Raw genomic sequence first — 21473 nt, 5'->3', positions numbered from 1 at the left:
ATCAAACTATCTTATTTTATTATAGCCTAATTCCAGGAGTTAAATCTTATGTATGTAAAACTATAATTAAAAAAACTACAAATGCCCTTAAAGAGCCCTTTGTAGTTTATTTTCTCCATGTAATGGGAATTTCATTTTAAATTGTGTTTCATGTTCATTACTTGTAACTTCTATAACTCCACCATTATTCTCTACTAATTCCTTTACAATATATAAACCATATCCTCTGCCACTAGATTTCTCACCCTTGGTAGAATAACCCTTTTTAAACATCTTATTCCTTAATTCTGTGGATATGATAGGGCCATTATTACTTATTGATATGCAATATACATCTCTCTCTAAATATGTATACACACCTATTACTTTATGGTCATTATCATATTTTTCCATAACATCAAAGGAATTGTCTATTATATTACTGAACATACTTATTAGGTCTTGTCCTCGCATATTTATATGCTCTAAAGAACTCTCAAATTCCACATCAAGATTTATTGACTTTTCATAGGCCTGACTACTTTTAACTAGTAATAAACTATCCACATAATCATTTCCCGAATCATAATAGTGATAAGAATCCCTTAATCCCTCAGATAAATTTTCAAGATATTTTCTTATTTTCTGTACAGCATCTGGTTTATTCAGTAGACATAATGCATGTATAGTACTTATATGATTTGAAAAATCATGTTTCTCTTTTCTTATTATTCCAATTATATTCTCTATATTTTCTATATGTTGATTTTGAAGTTCATATTCATGCTCTATTCTTACTAAATTATCCCTTTCCCTTACTATCATTATGGAAGTTATTACAAATACCAAGAATAATATATTAATACTAATTTCAAATAAATATATTTGTTCATTCTTATATAACAATTCCCTAAAGGTCAATCCTAATAGAATCAAACTAACTACAGATATTACCCCATAGTTAAGAACAAAATTTTCTCTATACCTTTTAAGAGTTAAAATAAATTTAAATTCTCTTTTTTTAAGAATATATATACAAATAAAACCTATAATTCCACTTAAGCTTCCTACTAATGCCTTCGTATTTGTGAGTTCAATTACATCTACATAATATATTTTAGAAGTCATAGTAAGTATAATCATACTTATGCTTTCACATATGATTATAAATATGAAGCTACAGAATACAGGAAATACAGAATCTACAAATTTCATTTTGTATAATCTAGAAAATACGATCATATTAGTTATACTAATTATAATAGCCTTATAGGCCAAAGGTAAGTTAGGGATTAGGAATAAAGCAATTGAAAAGTAATAGACTAATATAATTATTTTTTTTATATTACTATTTAATGCTCTTTCTTTATTTGAAATAATTTCGTATAAATTAATTACATTTATACACTCTAACATAATCATAAATATATAGCCTACATATGACATAATCTTTCCCCTTAATTTCGACTAAATTCGTGTTTTTAGTATTTTAGTCAAATTATACCATTATATTATTTTTTTATCAAATTGGTATATTAAACCAAAAAGCTACACCATCCTTCTGATTATCCACTCCATATTCTCCGTTATGAAGTTCTATTATTTCCTTAACAATTGCAAGACCCAAACCTGTACCTCCATCTGTTCTATTTCTAGACACATCTCCCTTATAAAAACTTTCCCATATTTTGTTTATATGCTTTTCTTCAATATTAGGTCCTGTGTTTTTTACTGTGACCATAACTTTATTATCCTTTTCATAAATTTTTATGCCTATTCTTTTATCATAATCTACATGGTTTATGGCATTATTAGTTAAGTTAGTTAATACTTGTTCTATTTTATAATAATCTCCATTTATCATTATATCTTTTTTTAAATACTCTATTTCATAAGTTATATTCCTTTCTAAGAATATATTTTTATATTTTTTGTTAGTCTCTTCAATTAGCTTGACTATATCAAAATAATTTTTATTTAAATTTACTTTTCTAGACTGGAGTTTAGATAAGTTCAACAATTCTTTAATGAGTTTATTCATTTTATCAGATTCATCTATTATTACATCACAATAAAATTCTTTATCTTCTTTCGCATCTAAAACATTTTCCTTAAGGCCTTCTGCATAACCTTGAATGAGGGATATGGGAGTTTTAAGTTCATGGGATACATTGGCAATAAACTCCTTTCTTATTTTATCAAGTTCCCTTTCCTTTTCTATGTCATCTTTAAGCTTCTCAATATAGAAATGTAATCTTCTAGATAGTTGATTTATAGTATATGACAGTTGACCGATTTCATCGTCCTTACCATACTCATATTTTTTACTAAAGTCTAAATTTAACATGTCTTTAGCTACTAAATTTAATTCTATAATAGGTTTAGTAAATTTCTTGCTAAATAAATAGGCAAATACAATAGATACCAGTATACTTATGATTCCAATATACCAATAAAAGCTATTTACCACATGTACAGATTCTTTTATGGGAGCTATGGGAATTTGCATTATTAATATACTGTTATCTTTCATTAGTTTGTTTAGTACTAGAAACTTCATTCCAAATCTATTATAAGTATACATGTCTATAATAGTATTATTTTCTTTCGTAAGATCTGAATTAAATTTACAAAGCATTCCCTTACTATCTGAATAATATACGAATTGATTTTTATTATCTAGCAAAGATATCTTACCATTTAATTCATTCTCTATTTTGGTAAGTTCATGCTCTAAATTTTCATCTTTATTAATATACAAACTTTCAATATCGTTCCCATATTCTACTAGTTTTTCCTTCTTCTTAAAAATATAATATTTCTCCAAATATTTAGTATTCATAAACCAGCTTATGCTCATTATTAATAGGGCCAATATGGTAATACTTATAAATAACTTAAACCATATGGATTTTCTCATAATTGCACCTCAAATCTATAACCTATACCTCTCACAGTTTTTATGTACTTTCCACCTTCTTTTAATTTAGATCTTAATCTCTTTATGTGAGTATCTACAGTTCTTTCATCTCCATAATAATCATACCCCCATACAACATTGAGTATCTGCTCCCTAGATAAAGCCAGTTCCTTATTTTTAACTAAATAGGTTAACAAATTATATTCTGTTTTAGATAATGTGAGCTCTTCTCCATATAAAAATACCCTATGCCCTTTATAGTCTATAGACAAAGGACCATACTCAAAATTATCCTTGTCTTGTCTTTTTAATATGGAATTAATTCTAGCAACTAGTATTTTAGGTCTAAATGGTTTAGTTACATAATCATTCACACCTAATTCAAATCCAAACAATTCATCCCATTCTTCACTTCTAGCCGTAAGCATTATTATGGGTACATTGGATTCTTTCCTTATATTTCTACAAACAGTCCATCCATCATATATGGGCAGCATCACGTCTAATATTATTAAATGCGGATTTTCCCTTTTAAATAAATCCAATCCTTCTTTTCCATCACGAGCCTCTACTATTTCATACTCCCTTTTAAGATAGTCCTTAATTAGGCGTCTCATTCTCTCTTCATCTTCTATAATTAATATTTTCATAAAAATCATCTCCTATCTATAGGATACTATTTTTCTATGGCAATTTGGTTACAAAAAATAAAAAGGATAGTAAATTTTACTATCCTTAAGGTGTTAAACAATCATTAAATTTCTTTTAATAAATTTGCCATTTCTATAGCTGTTGAAGCTGCTTCAAAGCCCTTGTTACCAGCTTTAGTCCCAGCCCTTTCTATGGCCTGTTCTATATTATCTGTAGTAAGTACTCCAAATATTACTGGAATCTCACTTTCTAATGATACTTGTGCCACTCCCTTAGATACTTCACTACAAACATAATCATAATGACTTGTAGTTCCTCTTATAACTGTACCTAAACATATTACACTATCATACTTTTTACTCTTTACCATCTTCTTTGCCACTAACGGAATCTCAAAGGCCCCAGGGACCCATGAAATATGTATATTTTCTTCCTCTACCCCATGTCTCTTAAGACCATCTATACAACCATCTAATAACTTAGAGTTTATAAACTCATTAAACCTTGCCACAGCTATTCCTACCTTTAAACCTTTACCTATTAAATTACCTTCATATATTTTCATAACTTATTCCTCCTTATTTTTATGTTCCCTTTATTTTAATTTCTTCATACTTTTTCAACGTTTTCATAATCCAATAAACTCTGCTACCTACAAGTTTCTGTGAATCAAAATTTTTTCAACAGGTGGAACATCACAACATCCTATGTTGCAAACAATTATGAACTTTCTACAATACGTATCAGATAAACATTCTAGCATGTGATAGTGACTTACCTGTGAAACGTTTTGATTTATAGAAACGTAGTAGGTTCATATACCTGTTGCACACACCCTTCACCTATAACATGTGTCCCATTTTTTCTTTCTTAGTCTTTATATAATTAATACTCTCATCATGAACATGAGTCTTAATAGAAACTCTATCCACTATATCTAGTCCATATCCAGACAATCCTGATATTTTCTTAGGATTATTAGTTATTAATTTAATCTTCTTAACACCTAATTCTTTTAATATTTGAGCCCCTATACCATACTCCCTTAAATCTTCTTCAAATCCTAAGGCAATATTAGCTTCTATAGTATCCATTCCTTTGTCTTGTAACTCATAAGCCCTAATCTTATTTATAAGACCTATTCCTCTTCCTTCTTGTCTCATATAAAGAAGTATTCCTCTTCCTTCTTCTTCTATCTTCTTCATGGCAGCACCATATTGATCTCCACAATCACATCTTAAAGACCCAAAAGCGTCTCCAGTCAAACACTCTGAATGAACTCTTACTAATACTGGTTCCCCATCATCTACATTTCCCTTTACTAATGCCACATGATGTTCCCCATTCAATTTGTTTATAAAACCCACTATTTTAAAATCTCCATATTTAGTAGGCATATTAGCCGCTGCTATCTTTTCTACTAAACACTCTTTTTTTCTTCTGTATTCTATTAAATCTGCTATGGTGATTATCTTTAAATTATGATTCTTGGCAAATCCCAATAGTTCTGGTACTCTAGCCATGGTTCCATCCTCACTCATAATTTCACATATGACTCCCATGTTTCCAGTGTTTGATAATTTAGCTAAATCTACAGCTGCCTCCGTATGACCTGCCCTTTTTAATACGCCACCTTCTTTAGCTACTAGTGGAAATATATGTCCTGGTTTAGTAAAGTCATCCTTTGTAGAATTTTCATCTACCATTTTTAATATGGTGTCTGCCCTTTCAAAAGCAGATATGCCAGTAGTACACTCTTTACTATCTATTGATACGGTAAAGGCAGTCTCCTTTGGGTCCGTATTATTAAATACCATCTTTTCTAAACCTAATTCTAGTGCTCTTTCTTTCTCTAAGGGAGCACATATAAGTCCTCGCCCATACTTAGCCATAAAGTTCACACTCTCAGGTGTAACCATACTGGCTGACATAAGTAGGTCCCCTTCATTTTCCCTATTTTCATCATCTACCACAATTACCATTTTCCCTAATCTTATATCTTCTATAGCCTCTTCAATTTTATTAAACATAATATTCACTCCTCAGTTAATTAGCAAAATCCATTTAGTTTTAAGAAACTCTCATCTATATTACTTTTAGCAGTATAGTTTAAAGCTTTTTCCACATACTTTCCGAGAAAATCACACTCTATATTCACCCTATGGCCTATTTTTCTAGTATAGAGAGTTGTTTCTTCCTTCGTATGAGGAATTATGGAAACAGAGAATCTGTTTTCCTTTGTATCAACTACAGTCAAACTAATTCCATCTATACCTATGGAACCTTTAGGTACTATATACTTGGTTAAAGTTCTTTCCACTTCTATTTCAAAGATTCTAGCATTAGAATCATCTCTTATATTTACTATCTTTCCAACCCCGTCCACGTGACCAGATACCATATGACCACCTAGCCTGTCTCCTAATTTTAAAGCCCTTTCTAAATTCACTAAATCATTAGATTTTAATAGGGATAAATTAGTTTTGTTCATAGTCTCAGGCATGGCATAAGCAGTGAATTCATCTTTGCTAAAACTAGTTACAGTGAGACATACCCCATTAGTGCTTATACTGTCTCCTAATTTTACATCTTCTAATATTTTTTCTGCTTTTATAACTATATGAGCACCCTTATTATCTTTTGTAATATTCTTTACCCTACCAATTTCCTCAACTAGTCCTGTAAACACTACACATGCCTCCTTACATAACCTTCTATCATAACATCATCATGAAAAGACTTAACCTTTATATTCTCCACTTCTATAGAATCCCTCATGAAAGACACTCCCATTCCTTCTACAGGACTTTTGCTTTCCTTCCCTCCTATAATCTTAGGACCTATAAAAAATATGATTTTATCTATTAAGTCTTCTCTTAACAAACTGTCATTTAAGGTTCCTCCACCTTCTACTAACACACTATCAATCCCTTTATTCCCTAATTCTTTAAATAAATATTTCAAATCTACCCTATTATCTTTAAGGGGAGTCTTAATTAAATTAACTCCTCTATTTTTCAATTCTTCTTCCTTTTCTTTATCTACTAAATTAGTAGTGACCACTATAACGCCCTTGTCAGAATCCATATTTACAACCCTAGACTCTATAGGAATTCGTCCTTTAGTGTCTACTATTATCTTTATAGGATCTATACTTATACCTGCAAGCCTAGTATTTAGCATGGGATCATCTTTAATGATAGTATCTACACCTACCATAATGGCACTTAATCTATTTCTCAATTTGTGTACATATTCCCTACTCTTTTCATTAGTTATCCATTTAGAATCACCAGTTTTAGTGGCAATTTTCCCATCTAAAGTCATGGCGCTTTTTAATATACAAAATGGTTCTTTAGTAGTTATATATTTTATGAATTCCTCATTTAAAATCTTTATTTCTTCACTGCAAACCCCTACAACCACTTCTATTTTTTCATCTTCTAAAAGTTTAATACTCTGACCTGCCACTAATGAATTAGGATCTTTTATTCCAATAACTATTCTTTTAATTTTTCTTTTTATTATTTCATTTACACAGGGTGGAGTTTTTCCCTGATGGAAGCAAGGCTCTAGAGTCACATACATGGTAGCCCCTTCTACCTCATCTACAGCTGAATTAAAAGCTTCTATTTCAGCATGATTACCACCATAGTATTTGTGATAGCCTTCTCCTATGACTTTTCCATCCTTTACAATCACTGCTCCTACTAAGGGGTTAGGACTTACTAATCCTTCTCCTTTTTTAGCTAACTCAATAGCTCTTTTCATATATTTTTCATCCATATTTTCACCTCTTAAAGAAACAAAAAATTATTTCATACACCATGTTTTCTTATTATGTTCCACCAAAGCTTATGCTTTTATAACACATTAAAAATATTTAATAATACTGATTTATTTGCTTTCAGGAAAATGTTCTCAGACAAGAGAAGGATTTGATCGTTCGAAAGATTTGAATCTTGAGAATTTATAGTTATTTAAATATAAATAACCTATTCTTAAAAGATATGTATTAAAAAACCCTGAAGAAATAATTCTTCAGGGTAAATATACAAAATATCATAAACATAGCCATATTACTATAGCTAATTCTCTCCTTCTCTCATCCAGACTTTACTGTCGGTCTTGGAATTTCACCAAGTCAGCCTATTGGCTCGCGGACTTTAACCGCCGGTCGGGAATTTCACCCTGCCCTGAAGGTTTACACTATTTAATTAATTTGATTATAGTTTAACTTATTATATTTGTCAATATACATTTTCTAGTATTCACCACCTAAGTGACCTTTACATACTATATTTTTATAGAGTTTTTTAAAATAAAACTATAAAATTGGAGGTGTTTTTATGCACGAGCACAAGTCCCCTTATATGAAAGAACCCAAGAAGAAAATGATTCTAGCCCGAGCTTATGTACCCTTTCAAAGGCTAGATAAAACCTACTCTCCAGAAGAAGCTCTAATGAGAGGAACCCTATTTCCTGAACTATATCAACCTTTTGTACGTGGCCACTAGGAGGTGTTATTATGGATAAACGACAATCTAGTATGTTAAAAAAACTCATGGAAATAAGCTTTGTTCTTCTTGAGATAAGCCTGTATCTAGATACTCATCCTGATGATAAAAAGGCCCTTCAGATTCACAATAATATTCGCATGCAACATAAATATCTTAGAGACAAATATACAACAATGTATGGTCCTTTAAGTATTTCAGATGAAAATAAAGATACTTGGCAATATATACAAACACCTTGGCCTTGGGATTATGATTTTAGTTAAATTATAGGAGGTTTTTATATGTGGGTATACGAAAAGAAATTGCAATATCCAGTTAGAGTAGATACTACTAATCCAGCACTAGCTGCTATGATACTAGAACAATTCGGTGGTGGAGATGGTGAATTATCTGCTGGCATAAGGTACTTAACTCAAAGATATTCCATGCCTACCAATGAGGCTAAGGGAATACTAACAGATATAGGCACAGAAGAATTGGCCCATTGGGAAATAATAGGAACCCTTGCATGGAAATTAGTAAAAAATGCTTCCATTGACCAAATAAAAGGAACTCCCTTTGAAGCTCATTTTGTATCCCATGGTCGTAATCCATTCCCCCATGACGCTTCTGGAGTGCCTTGGACAGCCACCTTTATCCAAGCTAAGGAAGACCCAATAGCAAACTTACATGAGGATATGGCAGCAGAACAAAAGGCTCGAGCCACTTATGAAGCCATTATAAAAGTAAGTGATGACCCAGGAGTGAATGAAGCCCTGGCATTCTTAAGGGAAAGAGAAATAGTACACTTCCAAAGATTTGGAGAAACCCTTAGAATAGTTCAAGAATTTCAAGATAGTAAAAAGTTCTTCTAAAGTAAATAAGTAAAAAAGGTGGCTAAAATTAGCCACCTTTAATTATTCTGATAATGCAATCGCTTCAATTTCAACTAATGCGTCCTTAGGAACTCTTGCAACTTCCACAGCGCTTCTTGATGGGTATGTACCACTAAAGAACTCTCCATATACTTCGTTCATTTGAGCAAAATCATTCATGTCATTTAAGAATACAGTAGTCTTAACCACCTTATCCATAGAAGTACCTGCTTCTTCTAATATGGCTTTAACATTCTCTAGGGATTGTCTAGTTTGCTCTTTAATTGTCTCTGGCATTTCACCAGTTTCTGGATTAATAGGTAATTGTCCAGAAGTAATGATCATATTTCCAAACTTAACTCCTTGAGAATATGGTCCAATAGCACCAGGTGCTTTATTTGTACTTACAGCTTCTTTCATCTTCTATTCAACCTCCTTAATAGTAAATATAATTTTAGTATATCATACTCAACTGCCAATATATTCAATAATTTCTATATATACTATTTTTTATCTACTGGCTTTAATCTAGCTGTGAAATGTCTTAAAACTTCTGGTTCGTAAGTAAAGTCAAGACCTTTTAGCTCCTGGGCCTTATCTTTTATTTTAATTAGTCCATCTGCTATAACATCCATATGGGCAAAAGTATATACTCTTCTTGGAATAGTTAACCTAAGTAATTCAAGTGGAGATTCTATTTGTTCTTTAGTTTCAGGATCCCTTCCTAATAGGAATGATCCTATTTCAACGCCCCTAACTCCTGACTCTATGTATAGGGCATTGGCTAATGCTTGTGCTGGGAATTGATCGTATGGTATATGAGGTAACATCTTCTTAGCATCTACAAATACAGCATGACCTCCTGTTGGATGTTGAATAGGTATTCCAGCCTCCATCAATCTATCACCTAAATATTTCACTTGACCAATTCTGTATTCTAAGTAACTTTCTTCTGTTCCTTCTACTAGACCTACTGCTAAGGCAGCCATATCTCTACCATTTAGTCCACCATATGTAGGGAATCCTTCCATAGGTACTAATGTGGATCTACAAGCCACATAAAGGTCCTTATCTTCCTTAATTCCAATAAGCCCTCCCATATTTACAATACCATCTTTTTTAGCACTCATGGCAAAACCTTCACCATAACTAAATTGCTCAAGTATAATTTCTCTTATGGACTTATTTTCATAACCCTTTTCTCTCCTCTTTATGAAATACGCATTTTCTGCATATCTAGCTGCATCTATAAATACTCTTATGCCATACTTATCTGCCATTTCTTTTACTTTTCTAGTATTTTCCATAGAAACGGGTTGACCACCTGCACTATTACAAGTAATAGTAACTAATATGAATGCTACATTTTTTCCGTTATCTTCTTCAATTATGGCCTTTTCTAATTTTTCAAGGTCAAAATCTCCTTTAAAATCATATGGAGTCATAGTATCAAAGGCCTTATCTGTAACACAATTTACAGCTCTAGCTCCTGATAATTCAATATGTGCCTTTGTAGTATCAAAGTGCATGTTCCCTAAAACTGCTTGCCCTTTTTTTACTAAGTTAGGAAACATTACTTGTTCAGCTCCCCTACCTTGATGGGTAGGAATAATATATGTATATCCAAATAATTCTCTTGCCACTTCTAGTAACTCATAGTAGTTTCTACTTCCTGCATAGGATTCATCACCCATCATCAAGGCTGACCATTGTCTATCACTCATGGCACCAGTTCCGCTATCAGTTAAAAGGTCTATATATACGTCTTCTGATTTAAGGGAAAATGGATTGTACCCTGCTTCTTCTAAAGCCTTTTCTCTGTGCTCCCTTGTAGTAGTCTTAAGAGGTTCTACCATCTTAATCTTAAATGGTTCTGGAATTATTTTTTTCATTATTAATCCTCCTCATAATAATTATTTTACCTAAGCATCTATATACAGCGGCCTCTGAAACCTTCAACACTTTAGCCACTTCAGTTACTCACCCTTTTAATAAAATATATCCTTAGTGTTTAATTCCATATTTGCAACTATATTATTATTCCCAAAATGTTCATCTATATTTACACATAACATTCCCACTATTTTATTATTATCATCTTTTATAAAACAACTGAATGATATTAATATTTTCTCGTTTTTCATGTGAATCTTATAATTGCAAATGAAAGAATATATTCATGCTTAAGCCGTAGAATTTAAACATTTTCCATTATGTATATATACAAATATTACAATTTCTTTAAGAGGATTTTTATAAATAATGTAGAATACTGTTAAATATTGTGTTGTGGAACAAAATAGGAGGTTTTATGGAACTCTATTGTAAAAATTCAAATAAAATTTTATATAAAAATATATTAAAATATTTTACTATCTTAAGTATGATAACCCTATTTATCTGTTATGAAGTATATTTGATAGGTTTTAAATACACGAAGGATATAATGATAAATAATCAGAAAATTCATTCCCAAATTGTAAAAAATACTATTAATAATGAATTTGAAAATGTAATTGGAGATTTAAAGTACTTATATGAAAAAGAAGAATTGCAAAACTATATAAACTATGGAGATGAATCTGAACTAGAAGATTTGACTAATCAACTTTATACATTTTCTAATTCAAAAAAAATTTATAATCAGATTCGCTTACTAGATGCAGATGGAAATGAAATAATTAAGGTACTTTATGGAGATAATTTACCTCAAATTATACCAAAAGAAAATTTACAAAATAAAAAGGAAAGATATTATTTTAAGGAAACAATGAAGCTAACAAAAGGTGAACTCTACATTTCTCCATTAGATTTAAATCTGGAAAATGGCGAGCTTGAATTACCATACAAACCAACCATAAGGTTTGGTACTCCCCTTTATGATGATGAGAGGAATAAACGTGGTGTATTAATGATTAACTATTTTGGCAAATATCTCATAGACAAAATAGATGTGAGATATAACAAAAATATATATAAGTTTTTAACTCCTGAATTAATGCTTCTAAACAATGATGGATATTGGCTTATGGGTAATAACACTAGTACTAACTGGACTTTTATGATTGATGGTAAAGAGCATATTTCTTTTAAATCCTCTTATCCAGATGCTTGGAATTCTATAGTTGAAAATAAATATGGAGTACATAAGGATGAAAACGGAATATTCACCTTTGATACGGTATATCCTACTTCTGGTTACACTAAACTAAACAATAGATGTAATTTCCCCAATGAATATACTTCTATAGTATATAATTCAGACTATTCGTGGAATCTAGTATCCTATATAGATGATTATTCCATAGCCCAAATAAAACAATATGTCTTAAACTCATTAATTGGCTGGAGTGCTCTAATAATAATTTTTATTTTTATTTTATCCATAGTACTAGCCTATATAGATTTTAATAATAAGTTATTTAAAAATCAGTTAAAAAGGGATGCCCATACGGATACCCTTACAGGATTATACAACAGACGTGCTGGATTAGATATATTAAAAAAACATATAGAAGATTTAGACGAAACTAATAAACACCTAACCATAGCTTATATTGATATAAACAATTTAAAAATGGTTAATGATATTAATGGTCATAAAGAAGGAGATTTTTTAATTTGCGAAATATGTAACATAATAAAAGAATGTATAAGGTCTACAGACACATTTTGTAGATTAGGCGGAGATGAATTTTTAATAATATTGAACAATTGTAGTGAAATTCAAACAAAAAAAATTATTACTAAAATTAAAGTAAAACTTAGTCAATATACTAGAAAATCTAAGAAAAACTATGTATTCTCTATTAGTGTGGGAATTTGTCAATACGACAATAGAGTATTCCATACCTTAGATCATTTTTTAGAAGAAGCTGATAAAAGGATGTATTTGGACAAAAAAAATTATAAAAAAGTATTATAAAAGGGGACGGTTATAACCGTCCCTTACTAATTTCATTTCCCTTATCTAATATAATATCTGCCAAATCAATTTTTTTCATTTCTCCATATTCAGTAATATTACCATTTCTTTCTAATATAGTAACTATATTTGTATCCTTTTTAAATCCTGCACCCTTTTTAGTCAAATCATTAGCAACAATCATATCTACATTTTTCTTGTTAAGCTTAGACTTAGCATTTTCTATTAAATCATTAGTTTCAGCTGCAAAGCCAATTAAAGTCTTATTATTGTCTTCATTCATCCTACCTAGTTCTTTTAATATATCATAGTTTCGCTCTAAAGCTATGGCCAATTCATCATTGCTTTTTTTAATCTTTTTATCACTCACATCTTTAGGTTTATAATCTGCAACGGCAGCAGACTTAATTATTATATTAGCCCACTTAAATCTATTAGTAACCTCATTATACATATCATTTGCATTTTCTACAGATATGAACTCTACACCCTTTGGTTTATCTAAATTTGTAGGACCTGATATTAAAACCACATTGGCCCCCCTTTTAGCAGCTCTCTCTGCTATGGCATAGCCCATTTTCCCCGATGAATGATTAGTTATATATCTAACTGGATCTATAGGTTCCCTTGTAGGTCCAGCCGTAATTAATATGTTTTTACCCTTTAAGTCCTGCTTTTCTTCTAATAACTTCACAGCCTCATTAACTATTACTTCTGGATCTGCCAATTTACCCTTTCCCAAATCTCCACAAGCTAATCGCCCTTCTGCCGGGTCTACAAAATTATATCCTAATCTCTGTAGCTTTTCCATATTCTCCTGTACTACCACATTCTCATACATATTTGTATTCATGGCAGGTGCTATTAATATTTTAGCCCTTGTGGCCATAAGTGTGGTACTAAGCATGTCATCAGCTATACCATTAGCCATTTTACCTATTATATTTGCAGTTGCCGGTGCTACTAAAAATAAATCTGCCTTTTTAGCAAGTGCAATATGTTCTATATCCCAAGTCTTAGGTTCATCAAACATATCTGTTACCACATAATTTTGAGATAGGGATCTAAATGTAAGGGGAGTCACAAACTCTGTTGCAGACTTAGTCATAATAACATCCACATTATATCCCTTTTTCTTTAGTCTGCTTACTATATCACAAGCTTTATATACTGCAATTCCACCTGTTACCCCTAAAACTATATTTTTCATAATTTACACCTCTTTATTGTATTATCTTAAATAATATTATCCTTAAATCACATGATAATTATATATTAAAATCCCATTTAATATAAGAGGTTCTTACATAGAAATCATTTTTTATTTATTTCACTCCATAGATGATCAAAGTCTATAGCTACTTACAAGGGACTATGAATGAAAATTTTTCAGAAGGTGGAACATGAGAATATCATATGCTGTAAACAATTGTGAACTTTCTACCCTAATTATAAGATTCATTTTATTTAGTCTGATAGTGACTTGCCTGTGAAAATATTTTTGATTTATAGAAACGTAGTAGGTTCACAAACCTCTAGATTGGACATAATCAATATATAAATTTAAGGCTGTAGTTTAAACTACAGCCTTAAATTTATACTCACCATTTTCACTTATCTCAAAGAAATCTCCATAACCTATGTTGAATGGATCATATTTTATATGGGATACATCTATCTTATTTCTTATTAATTCTATATAAGCGCCACAATAATCAATTTCACCTTGAAGTATTACTCCATATATTACTCCATCCTTATATACTATCTTTTTATAGTATTCTGATCCTTCTTCTGTTAACACCTCATATGTTTCATCTGGTGGATTGACCTGCCCTATAGATACAGTAGGCACTCCTAGGAAGTTCATCGAATTCCTAAGTGCAAAGGAATCAGTTATTCTTTCATCTCCCCCTACCATATTTCTAGCAGCAATCTTCCCCTCTTTCATGGCTAGTGGCCAAATAGGACTTACTCCTCGCACATCTCCTATGGCATATATATTTTCTACACTAGTCTCACACTTGTCATTAGTAACTATCCCCCTATTAATTTCCATGCTACCTTCCCTAATAAATCCTATATTAGGCTTTACTCCTGTGGCAACTATGACCATATCACATTCTATTATTTGTCCGCCTTGAAGTTTTATTGCCTTAGGATCATTAGTCTCATCTAATATAACTTCCTCTACCTTAGCAGAAGTATATATACTAGCTCCCTTTTCTATAAATTTTCTTTCATAAACCTTAGCTGATCTTTTATCTAGTTGAAGGGGTAATACTCTATCTGCCATATCAATAATACTTACCTTTTTATTTTTTTCCAGTAATGATACTAGGACATCTACGCCTACTAGGCCTGCTCCTAATATGGCAATCTTTTCTTTTGTCTCTAATGCGTCTTTTATGCTTAAAGCATCCTCTATATTCCTAAGGGCATAGATACTTTTACTTTCCCTTAGATTTTTTATTGGAGGAATAAAGGCATGAGCTCCTGAACCAATTAATAATTTATCATATTTTACACTTCTCTTATCCGTATATAATATTTTCTTATTCACATCTAAATCATTAACTGTCTGACCTTTTAACCATGTAATATTATATTTATTAAAAAAATCATCCTCCACAAAATTTATATCCTTCAAAGTTCTATGACCACTAATTATATGGTGTAGCATACATCTTGAGTATACGTTTTCATCACGGGAAATCAAAGTTATGTTACAGTTCTTATCTAGATTTCTAAGCTCTTTAGCAAAACTCATTCCAGAAGCACTAGCTCCTATAATTACATAATTCATATACTACACCTCCTCAAAATAAATGGCCCTTGTAGGACAATTTTCTACACAGCGTGGAGTCTCTCTATTCTCACACATATCACACTTGACTATTTTACTCTTGGTCTCTTCATCAATTTTTAATACTCCGTATTTACAAGACATTACGCACATGAAGCAGGATGCACATTTTTCTTCATCATACTCCACATATCCAGTATGGGGATTTTTCTTCATGGCTCCACTCATACAGGTATTTACACACTCTGGTTCATCACAATGTCTACAGAATATGGGAATATTTTCTTTACTGTGATTAACTTCTATATGATTTCTACACTCGTTGGATTTATCTTCTAAATCCAACGAGTATATATCCTTTCCCTTTTCATTGTGTTCCATCATACAAGCCAATATGCAGTTGTAACATGCCATACATTTATTTTTATCTATCTTTATCCTCTTCATAAAAACCGCCCCTTTTATAAGCCTAATGCCATTCTTCTATCCATGACAATCTTCTCTAATCTATCAGCAGTACTAATTACATCGTCATCTAATATTAACTGCCCTCCTGTTATACTAGGTAGATCTTCCGTTAATACTTTAGTTATAACTTTGCTTCCAGTTACAAAAGGTGGTATTGCTAAGTGAAGTGGTAATCCTAATGCAAGACCAAATGCTCCATCCGCTAACGCTTGTTCTTCTAACCATTGTGGAGCAGATAATACAAGGGGTAATTGAGGAATATCTATTCCCAATTCCCTAGCCAGTTCTGTAGCCACAATTTCTAATCTTCCTATAGCTAAACACGGCCCGAAGTTTAGTACTGGTGGAATACCTAGTGACTTACATACTTCTTTTAATTTGTCACCTGCTAAATCAGCAGCCTTTGGCGACATAAGTCCTACATTTTCTAAACCTCCACTTGAACAACCAGCAGATAAAACAATAATATCTCTTTTAATAAGTTCTCTAGTAAGTTCCACTGTAAATACATCATGGCCCTTGGCAGTTAAATTTGAACAACCTACAACAGCTGCTACTCCCTTAATTTGACCACTAGCTATTAATGATAGAAGTGGCTTATATGAATCTCCTAGGAATTTCTTTAATGACTTCTCACTTACCCCTGTAATTACATCATCATGTCCATGATCCTTTGGAATATTTATTTCAATTTCACTTCTTCTCTTTCCATAATTATTCAATGCTTCTTCTACTATTTTCTTAGAAATCTCTACTCTTTTTTCCATGGAGAATTCCATATACTCAGAGTTTTTCTTTTTAGCCACATCATCTAGACAAATCATCTTAACTTGATATTTATCTGCAAGATCTTCAATTCCAGGTAATGTACAGTTGAACTCTGATAATATTAAATCTATAGCTCCTGTAGAAATTAATGGTTCACTAGTGAAGTTGTTTCCAGCATGACCTGAGAATACTTCCTCATAGTGTTCTCCCCTTAATTGTAAATCTTGACCTACACAAGTACATCCTACAAGTTTAAATCCTTTAGCTCCCACATCTTGAGCTGATTTTTTCACTTCATCACTTATTAAGTAATCTTGCAAATGGCCTATTATAGAATGCTGATGTCCAGTAATCATAATATTTATGTAGTCTTCATCTACTACTTTAAAACCTACTTTCGCTTGCCTAATAACAGGCTCCCCTAACATTACATCATTTAAAAGGTTAGTTAATGTAAGTCCATAAAGACCCGTTGAAATTCCTAAGTTCAATGAATGCATCAACATATCTACTGGATCAGAGTTTAAGTTAGTAGAAGATTTTACTATGGCGTCAAATACTTCAGATTTTGCTCCTCCAGGCATAATACCAAGTTCTTTCCACTTGTCTACGCGAGGTCCATAGGCAATCTTTTCTGTTAATTCCATTTTTTCAAAACGAGGTTTATAAAGGTCTCTTAATACTAAATCAGCAACTTTCTCTGCTTTTAAATGCATATCTTCTTCTTCTACTCCAAAAGCTTTAGCTAATTCATTTAAAGTCTCTACACCTTTTAATACGCCCTTTTCTTCACCAGTCTTTTTTAAGTTTCTAGCAGTAGTCTCCACTATATGAAGATAACAGGCTGCTCCCGATGCTACTGATCTTAAGAAGTTTCTTCCAACTATAGTATCTGCAGTGGCACCACATACACCTTGAGGTGATTTAGGAGTTATTCTACAGGGTCCATTTGAACAAAGCCTACAACAGACTCCCTGTTGTCCAAATCCACATTTAATTTGTTGGTCCAAAACCCTATTAAAAGATGTGTTTTCCCCTTTCACCTTAACAAAATCTAATAACTTATGGTCTGCCGATGTACAGCACTTCATTACGATTCCTCCCTTTGATTAAAAAGTATACCATTTTTGTATAGTTTTAATTAAAATCTTATAACTGATTATAAGATTAATAAATTTATAATGATTAAGTAATCTACTCTTATAATAAATCTCCAAAATTAATACTAGCCAACTCATCGTTTAACATCTTCTGAGTATTGCCTAGTGCCTTATGGATTGTGCATTTATGAGCTATATTTAAATTACAAAGATTCTTATCAATCAAACATCTATTCACACAAATAGGTCCATCTATGGTTTCTATTACATCTTTAAAAGTGACCCTTTTAGGCTCCTTGTCTAATGCATATCCTCCATTTACGCCCCTATAGGATTTCACTATTCCACTATGAGCTAACTTTCTCATTATCTTTAATGTAAATCTTTTAGGAATATGAAGTTCATCTGATATTTGATTAGCTTCAGTTTTTGCTCCCACACCTAATTTGGATAAATAAAGTATTATCCTTAAGGCATAGTCCGCTTCTTGAGTAATTTTCATTTTTTCCTCCAAAAGTATACTTTTTTAGTATAGTTTTATATTAGTATACTTATTTTTATTTGTCAACAATTAAACAAATTTTATTCAATAAATATAAAAAGACGACTATTAAGTCGTCTTAGGCTGTTGATAAATCCGAATTTCTTCGTTGTTGCTAAAACTAAGAACCCTTACGTATGTCTATATACGCTGCGGTCTCTCGGTTTCAGCACACCTCGAACTTCAACTTTGTCTACAAGATGAGACGACTTAATAGTCGTCTCCCTTTTATCTATAAATTCNAAATTTTTTTCATATATTATTCTAAGTCCATTTAATGTAAGAAGTGGATCGTTTATATCTATCACATCTGTTTCCTCTGCAATTATTTTAGCAAGGCCACCTGTTGCTATTACCTTAACATCTGGATTGTTCATCTCTTCCTTAACTTTGTTTACTATATATTCTACTTGACCTATATATCCATATACTAATCCAGCCTGCATACTTGTTATGGTATTTTTAGCCATTATACTGTCAGGCTTTTTAATGGCTATATTAGGAAGTTTAGCTGCTCTACTCCATAGGGCATCTGCAGAAATTTTAATCCCTGGTGACGTTATTTCTGCTATAAACTCTCCATTTTCTGTAACCACATCATATGTAGTAGCTGTACCAAAGTCTATTACTATGGCAGGCCCTCCATATGTATAGTATGCTCCTGCACAGTTTACAATACGGTCTGCGCCTACTGCTTTAGGATTTTCCGTTTTAATGTTTATTCCCGTCTTAATGCCAGGCCCTACAATGATAGGTTCTATATCAAAGTATTTCTTAATTCCATTTACCATAGAATACATTATATCTGGAACTACAGATGATACTATAACTTCTCTAACTTCTTCAGTTTTTAGCCCTCTATTCTCTATAAGAGAGTAAAATAATATACCAAATTCATCTGATGTTCTTTTAGTTGAAGTAGTTAATCTCCAACTCCCAATTAATTCTTGTCCATCAAATGCACCTAAGACTATATTAGTATTTCCTACATCTACCACTAAAATCATGTCTTTCATCTCCTTTAATAAAAAGATGAATAGTAATCACTACTACCCATCCCAGCCTAGGGCCATTTATATATTTTCTTAGCCTCTACAACTATGGCAGCACATATAATTCCAGTAACTATGACCTAAGCCATACCGTTAGTCCATACCACTGTGATCATGAGAATCTTTGTAGCTATTCCATGTAGTATTAGCTCCATTTTATTAGCATATTCGGATATAACATTACTAATACTCCAACCCTATTAATCAAACTTCCAAAAACCCTTACACTCTGTCCTTGCTCTCATAGATACAAGACATATTTCTTAGTAATGCCATTTAATTATATACAGAACATATGTAAAAATCAATATAATTTTACCTGTTATAATCTCCAAATAATTCTTGATATTATTATTCAGTTTTGCATTTTCTTATAATTCACATAAACATAGAAAGAGACAGCCCCATAGCTATCTCCCCTTTATCTATAAATTTTTTTCATATATTATTCTAAGTCCATTTAATGTAAGAAGTGGATCGTTTATATCTATCACATCTGTTTCCTCTGCAATTATTTTAGCAAGGCCACCTGTTGCTATTACTTTAATATCTGGATTCTTCATCTCTTCCTTAACTTTGTTTACTATATATTCTACTTGACCTATATACCCATATACTAATCCTGCCTGCATACTTGTTATGGTATTTTTAGCCATTATACTATCAGGCTTTTTAATGGCTATATTAGGAAGTTTAGCTGCTCTACTCCATAGGGCATCTGCAGAAATTTTAATTCCCGGTGATGTTATTCCTGTTATAAACTCTCCATTTTCTGTAACCACATCATATGTTGTAGCTGTACCAAAATCTATTACTATAGCAGGACCTCCATATGTATAGTATGCTCCTGCACAGTTTACAATACGGTCCGCACCTACCTCTTTAGGGTTTTCCGTTTTAATGTTTATTCCCGTCTTAATTCCAGGTCCTACAATGATAGGCTCTATATCAAAGTATTTTTTTATTCCATTTACCATGGAATACATTATATCTGGAACTACAGAAGATACTATAACTTCTCTAACTTCTCCAGTTTTTAGTCCTCTATTTTCTATAAGGGAGTAGAATAATATACCAAACTCATCTGATGTTCTTTTAGTTGAAGTAGTTAATCTCCAACTACCAATTAATTCTTGCCCATCAAATGCACCTAATACTATGTTAGTATTTCCTACATCTACCACTAAAATCATGTCTTTCATCTCCTTTAATAAAGGGACGAATAGTAATCACGCCTACCCGTCCCATCCTATAACTATTTATATATTTTTTTAACAGCTACAACTATAGGAGTACATACAATTCCAGCAGCGATTGCCTCAGCCATACCGTTAGTTGATGCCACTGTGATCACAAAAGCCTTTGCAGTTGTTCCCTCTAGTATTTGCTCTATTTTATCAGCATATACTAGGTATAACATTCCTAATACTCCAACTGTATTAGTTAAACTTCCAATTGCAGCCCCTATAAATACGCCTACACTTTCCTTTTGTCCCTTAAATAATTTCTTTACAAATTCATATCCATAGTATGCCATTACACCAATAAATATTCTTGGCACAATAGAAATTATTGGATTTATGAATAAAACTGATAATGGACTTGGTGGTCTAGTTATTGAATGTATTAAACTTGCAGCCCCCATACAAAATCCAACTACAGCACCCATTACTGGACCCATTACTATTCCTGCTATGACCGTTGGTAAATGAACTATTGTTATTGCAACCATTGGTAATGGTATCACCCCTATGGTGTAATCCAAAAGTACTGTAATAGCAACCATCATTGCAGTAAGAGTCAATTTCTTTGATGATACTCTTTTCTTATTTAAAACTTCCATAAATTCTTACCCTCCGTTCTCGTTCTCATAGATACAAGACGCATTT

General features: G+C 31.9%; 22 protein-coding genes and 1 riboswitch. Of the genes, 4 read left to right on the top strand and 18 right to left on the bottom strand.

Annotated features, from left to right (window positions below; all coding sequences use genetic code 11):
* Nucleotides 1-87: 87 nt before the first annotated feature.
* The 7 genes from CCE28_RS08175 to ribD all read right to left on the bottom strand — a co-directional run bounded on the left by CCE28_RS08175 (nucleotide 88) and on the right by ribD (nucleotide 7336).
* Nucleotides 88-1425, bottom strand: coding sequence for a sensor histidine kinase (locus CCE28_RS08175; RefSeq protein WP_095132818.1), 1338 nt, complete (start codon nucleotides 1423-1425; stop codon nucleotides 88-90).
* A 76-nt stretch (nucleotides 1426-1501) separates the two neighbouring features.
* Entirely contained in the window at nucleotides 1502-2899 is a 1398-nt protein-coding gene (locus CCE28_RS08170) for a sensor histidine kinase (RefSeq protein ID WP_095132816.1), read from the bottom strand.
* Complete coding sequence (locus tag CCE28_RS08165; RefSeq protein ID WP_176461723.1) at nucleotides 2896-3549, bottom strand: response regulator transcription factor; 654 nt, start codon at nucleotides 3547-3549, stop codon at nucleotides 2896-2898. The genes CCE28_RS08170 and CCE28_RS08165 overlap by 4 nt, the downstream gene beginning before the upstream one ends.
* Nucleotides 3550-3653: 104 nt before the next feature.
* Nucleotides 3654-4115: a 6,7-dimethyl-8-ribityllumazine synthase gene (gene ribH / locus CCE28_RS08160; RefSeq protein ID WP_095132812.1), complete on the bottom strand. Its 462-nt coding sequence runs from the start codon at nucleotides 4113-4115 to the stop codon at nucleotides 3654-3656.
* A 277-nt stretch (nucleotides 4116-4392) separates the two neighbouring features.
* A complete protein-coding gene (locus CCE28_RS08155; RefSeq protein ID WP_095132810.1) occupies nucleotides 4393-5580 on the bottom strand; it encodes a bifunctional 3,4-dihydroxy-2-butanone-4-phosphate synthase/GTP cyclohydrolase II in 1188 nt (395 codons plus the stop codon).
* Nucleotides 5581-5600: 20 nt separating this feature from the next.
* The gene (locus CCE28_RS08150) at nucleotides 5601-6239 is read right to left on the bottom strand and encodes a riboflavin synthase (RefSeq protein WP_095132808.1); all 639 of its coding nucleotides are present in this window, start codon (nucleotides 6237-6239) and stop codon (nucleotides 5601-5603) included.
* A complete protein-coding gene (gene ribD / locus CCE28_RS08145; protein WP_095132806.1) occupies nucleotides 6239-7336 on the bottom strand; it encodes a bifunctional diaminohydroxyphosphoribosylaminopyrimidine deaminase/5-amino-6-(5-phosphoribosylamino)uracil reductase RibD in 1098 nt (365 codons plus the stop codon). Before ribD ends, CCE28_RS08150 begins: the two co-directional genes overlap by 1 nt.
* 307 nt (nucleotides 7337-7643) lie before the next feature.
* A riboswitch (FMN riboswitch) is annotated at nucleotides 7644-7758 on the bottom strand.
* A 141-nt stretch (nucleotides 7759-7899) separates the two neighbouring features.
* On the opposite strand from ribD, the gene CCE28_RS08140 reads away from it, so the two are divergent.
* Genes CCE28_RS08140 through CCE28_RS08130 form a run of 3 tightly spaced genes read left to right on the top strand, consistent with a single transcriptional unit; the run spans nucleotide 7900 to nucleotide 8924 of the window.
* Nucleotides 7900-8067 (top strand): spore coat associated protein CotJA, encoded by a 168-nt coding sequence (locus CCE28_RS08140; protein ID WP_095132804.1) that lies wholly within the window; start codon nucleotides 7900-7902, stop codon nucleotides 8065-8067.
* Between the two features lie 11 nt (nucleotides 8068-8078).
* Entirely contained in the window at nucleotides 8079-8333 is a 255-nt protein-coding gene (locus CCE28_RS08135; RefSeq protein WP_095132802.1) for a spore coat protein CotJB, read from the top strand.
* Nucleotides 8334-8351: 18 nt separating this feature from the next.
* Nucleotides 8352-8924 carry a manganese catalase family protein gene (locus CCE28_RS08130; RefSeq protein ID WP_095132800.1) on the top strand — a complete coding sequence of 191 codons (573 nt, stop codon included), beginning with the start codon at nucleotides 8352-8354 and terminating at the stop codon, nucleotides 8922-8924.
* A 42-nt stretch (nucleotides 8925-8966) separates the two neighbouring features.
* Here CCE28_RS08130 and CCE28_RS08125 read toward each other — a convergent pair whose 3' ends face one another.
* From CCE28_RS08125 to CCE28_RS08115, 3 genes are all read right to left on the bottom strand, one after another.
* Nucleotides 8967-9344 carry a RidA family protein gene (locus CCE28_RS08125; RefSeq protein ID WP_095132798.1) on the bottom strand — a complete coding sequence of 126 codons (378 nt, stop codon included), beginning with the start codon at nucleotides 9342-9344 and terminating at the stop codon, nucleotides 8967-8969.
* An 83-nt stretch (nucleotides 9345-9427) separates the two neighbouring features.
* Nucleotides 9428-10816, bottom strand: coding sequence for a tryptophanase (locus CCE28_RS08120; RefSeq protein WP_095132796.1), 1389 nt, complete (start codon nucleotides 10814-10816; stop codon nucleotides 9428-9430).
* A 96-nt stretch (nucleotides 10817-10912) separates the two neighbouring features.
* Entirely contained in the window at nucleotides 10913-11089 is a 177-nt protein-coding gene (locus CCE28_RS08115; RefSeq protein WP_278277532.1) for a PAS domain-containing protein, read from the bottom strand.
* A 146-nt stretch (nucleotides 11090-11235) separates the two neighbouring features.
* On the opposite strand from CCE28_RS08115, the gene CCE28_RS08110 reads away from it, so the two are divergent.
* The gene (locus CCE28_RS08110) at nucleotides 11236-12849 is read left to right on the top strand and encodes a sensor domain-containing diguanylate cyclase (RefSeq protein WP_095132792.1); all 1614 of its coding nucleotides are present in this window, start codon (nucleotides 11236-11238) and stop codon (nucleotides 12847-12849) included.
* Between the two features lie 10 nt (nucleotides 12850-12859).
* On the opposite strand, the gene coaBC is transcribed toward CCE28_RS08110, so the two are convergent.
* From coaBC to CCE28_RS08070, 8 genes are all read right to left on the bottom strand, one after another.
* Complete coding sequence (coaBC, locus tag CCE28_RS08105) at nucleotides 12860-14059, bottom strand: bifunctional phosphopantothenoylcysteine decarboxylase/phosphopantothenate--cysteine ligase CoaBC (RefSeq protein ID WP_095132790.1); 1200 nt, start codon at nucleotides 14057-14059, stop codon at nucleotides 12860-12862.
* Between the two features lie 366 nt (nucleotides 14060-14425).
* The gene (locus CCE28_RS08100; protein WP_095132788.1) at nucleotides 14426-15655 is read right to left on the bottom strand and encodes an NAD(P)/FAD-dependent oxidoreductase; all 1230 of its coding nucleotides are present in this window, start codon (nucleotides 15653-15655) and stop codon (nucleotides 14426-14428) included.
* 3 nt (nucleotides 15656-15658) lie between these two features.
* On the bottom strand, nucleotides 15659-16102 hold the full coding sequence (locus CCE28_RS08095) for a 4Fe-4S dicluster domain-containing protein (RefSeq protein ID WP_095132786.1): 444 nt from the start codon (nucleotides 16100-16102) through the stop codon (nucleotides 15659-15661).
* Between the two features lie 14 nt (nucleotides 16103-16116).
* Nucleotides 16117-17982, bottom strand: a complete 1866-nt coding sequence (gene cooS / locus CCE28_RS08090) for an anaerobic carbon-monoxide dehydrogenase catalytic subunit (RefSeq protein ID WP_095132784.1) — start codon at nucleotides 17980-17982, stop codon at nucleotides 16117-16119.
* A 109-nt stretch (nucleotides 17983-18091) separates the two neighbouring features.
* Nucleotides 18092-18493: an RrF2 family transcriptional regulator gene (locus tag CCE28_RS08085; RefSeq protein WP_095132782.1), complete on the bottom strand. Its 402-nt coding sequence runs from the start codon at nucleotides 18491-18493 to the stop codon at nucleotides 18092-18094.
* Nucleotides 18494-18663: 170 nt separating this feature from the next.
* Nucleotides 18664-19539: a type III pantothenate kinase gene (locus CCE28_RS08080; protein ID WP_095132780.1), complete on the bottom strand. Its 876-nt coding sequence runs from the start codon at nucleotides 19537-19539 to the stop codon at nucleotides 18664-18666.
* Between the two features lie 470 nt (nucleotides 19540-20009).
* Nucleotides 20010-20777 carry a type III pantothenate kinase gene (locus CCE28_RS08075; protein ID WP_095132778.1) on the bottom strand — a complete coding sequence of 256 codons (768 nt, stop codon included), beginning with the start codon at nucleotides 20775-20777 and terminating at the stop codon, nucleotides 20010-20012.
* Nucleotides 20778-20839: 62 nt separating this feature from the next.
* The gene (locus CCE28_RS08070) at nucleotides 20840-21427 is read right to left on the bottom strand and encodes an ECF transporter S component (RefSeq protein ID WP_095132776.1); all 588 of its coding nucleotides are present in this window, start codon (nucleotides 21425-21427) and stop codon (nucleotides 20840-20842) included.
* Between the last annotated feature and the right edge of the window lie 46 nt (nucleotides 21428-21473).

Source organism: Anaeromicrobium sediminis (genome assembly GCF_002270055.1).
Lineage (GTDB): Bacteria > Bacillota > Clostridia > Peptostreptococcales > Thermotaleaceae > Anaeromicrobium > Anaeromicrobium sediminis.
The sequence above is the reverse complement of the archived record's forward strand: the minus strand, read 5'-3'. Positions and strand labels throughout refer to the sequence as shown.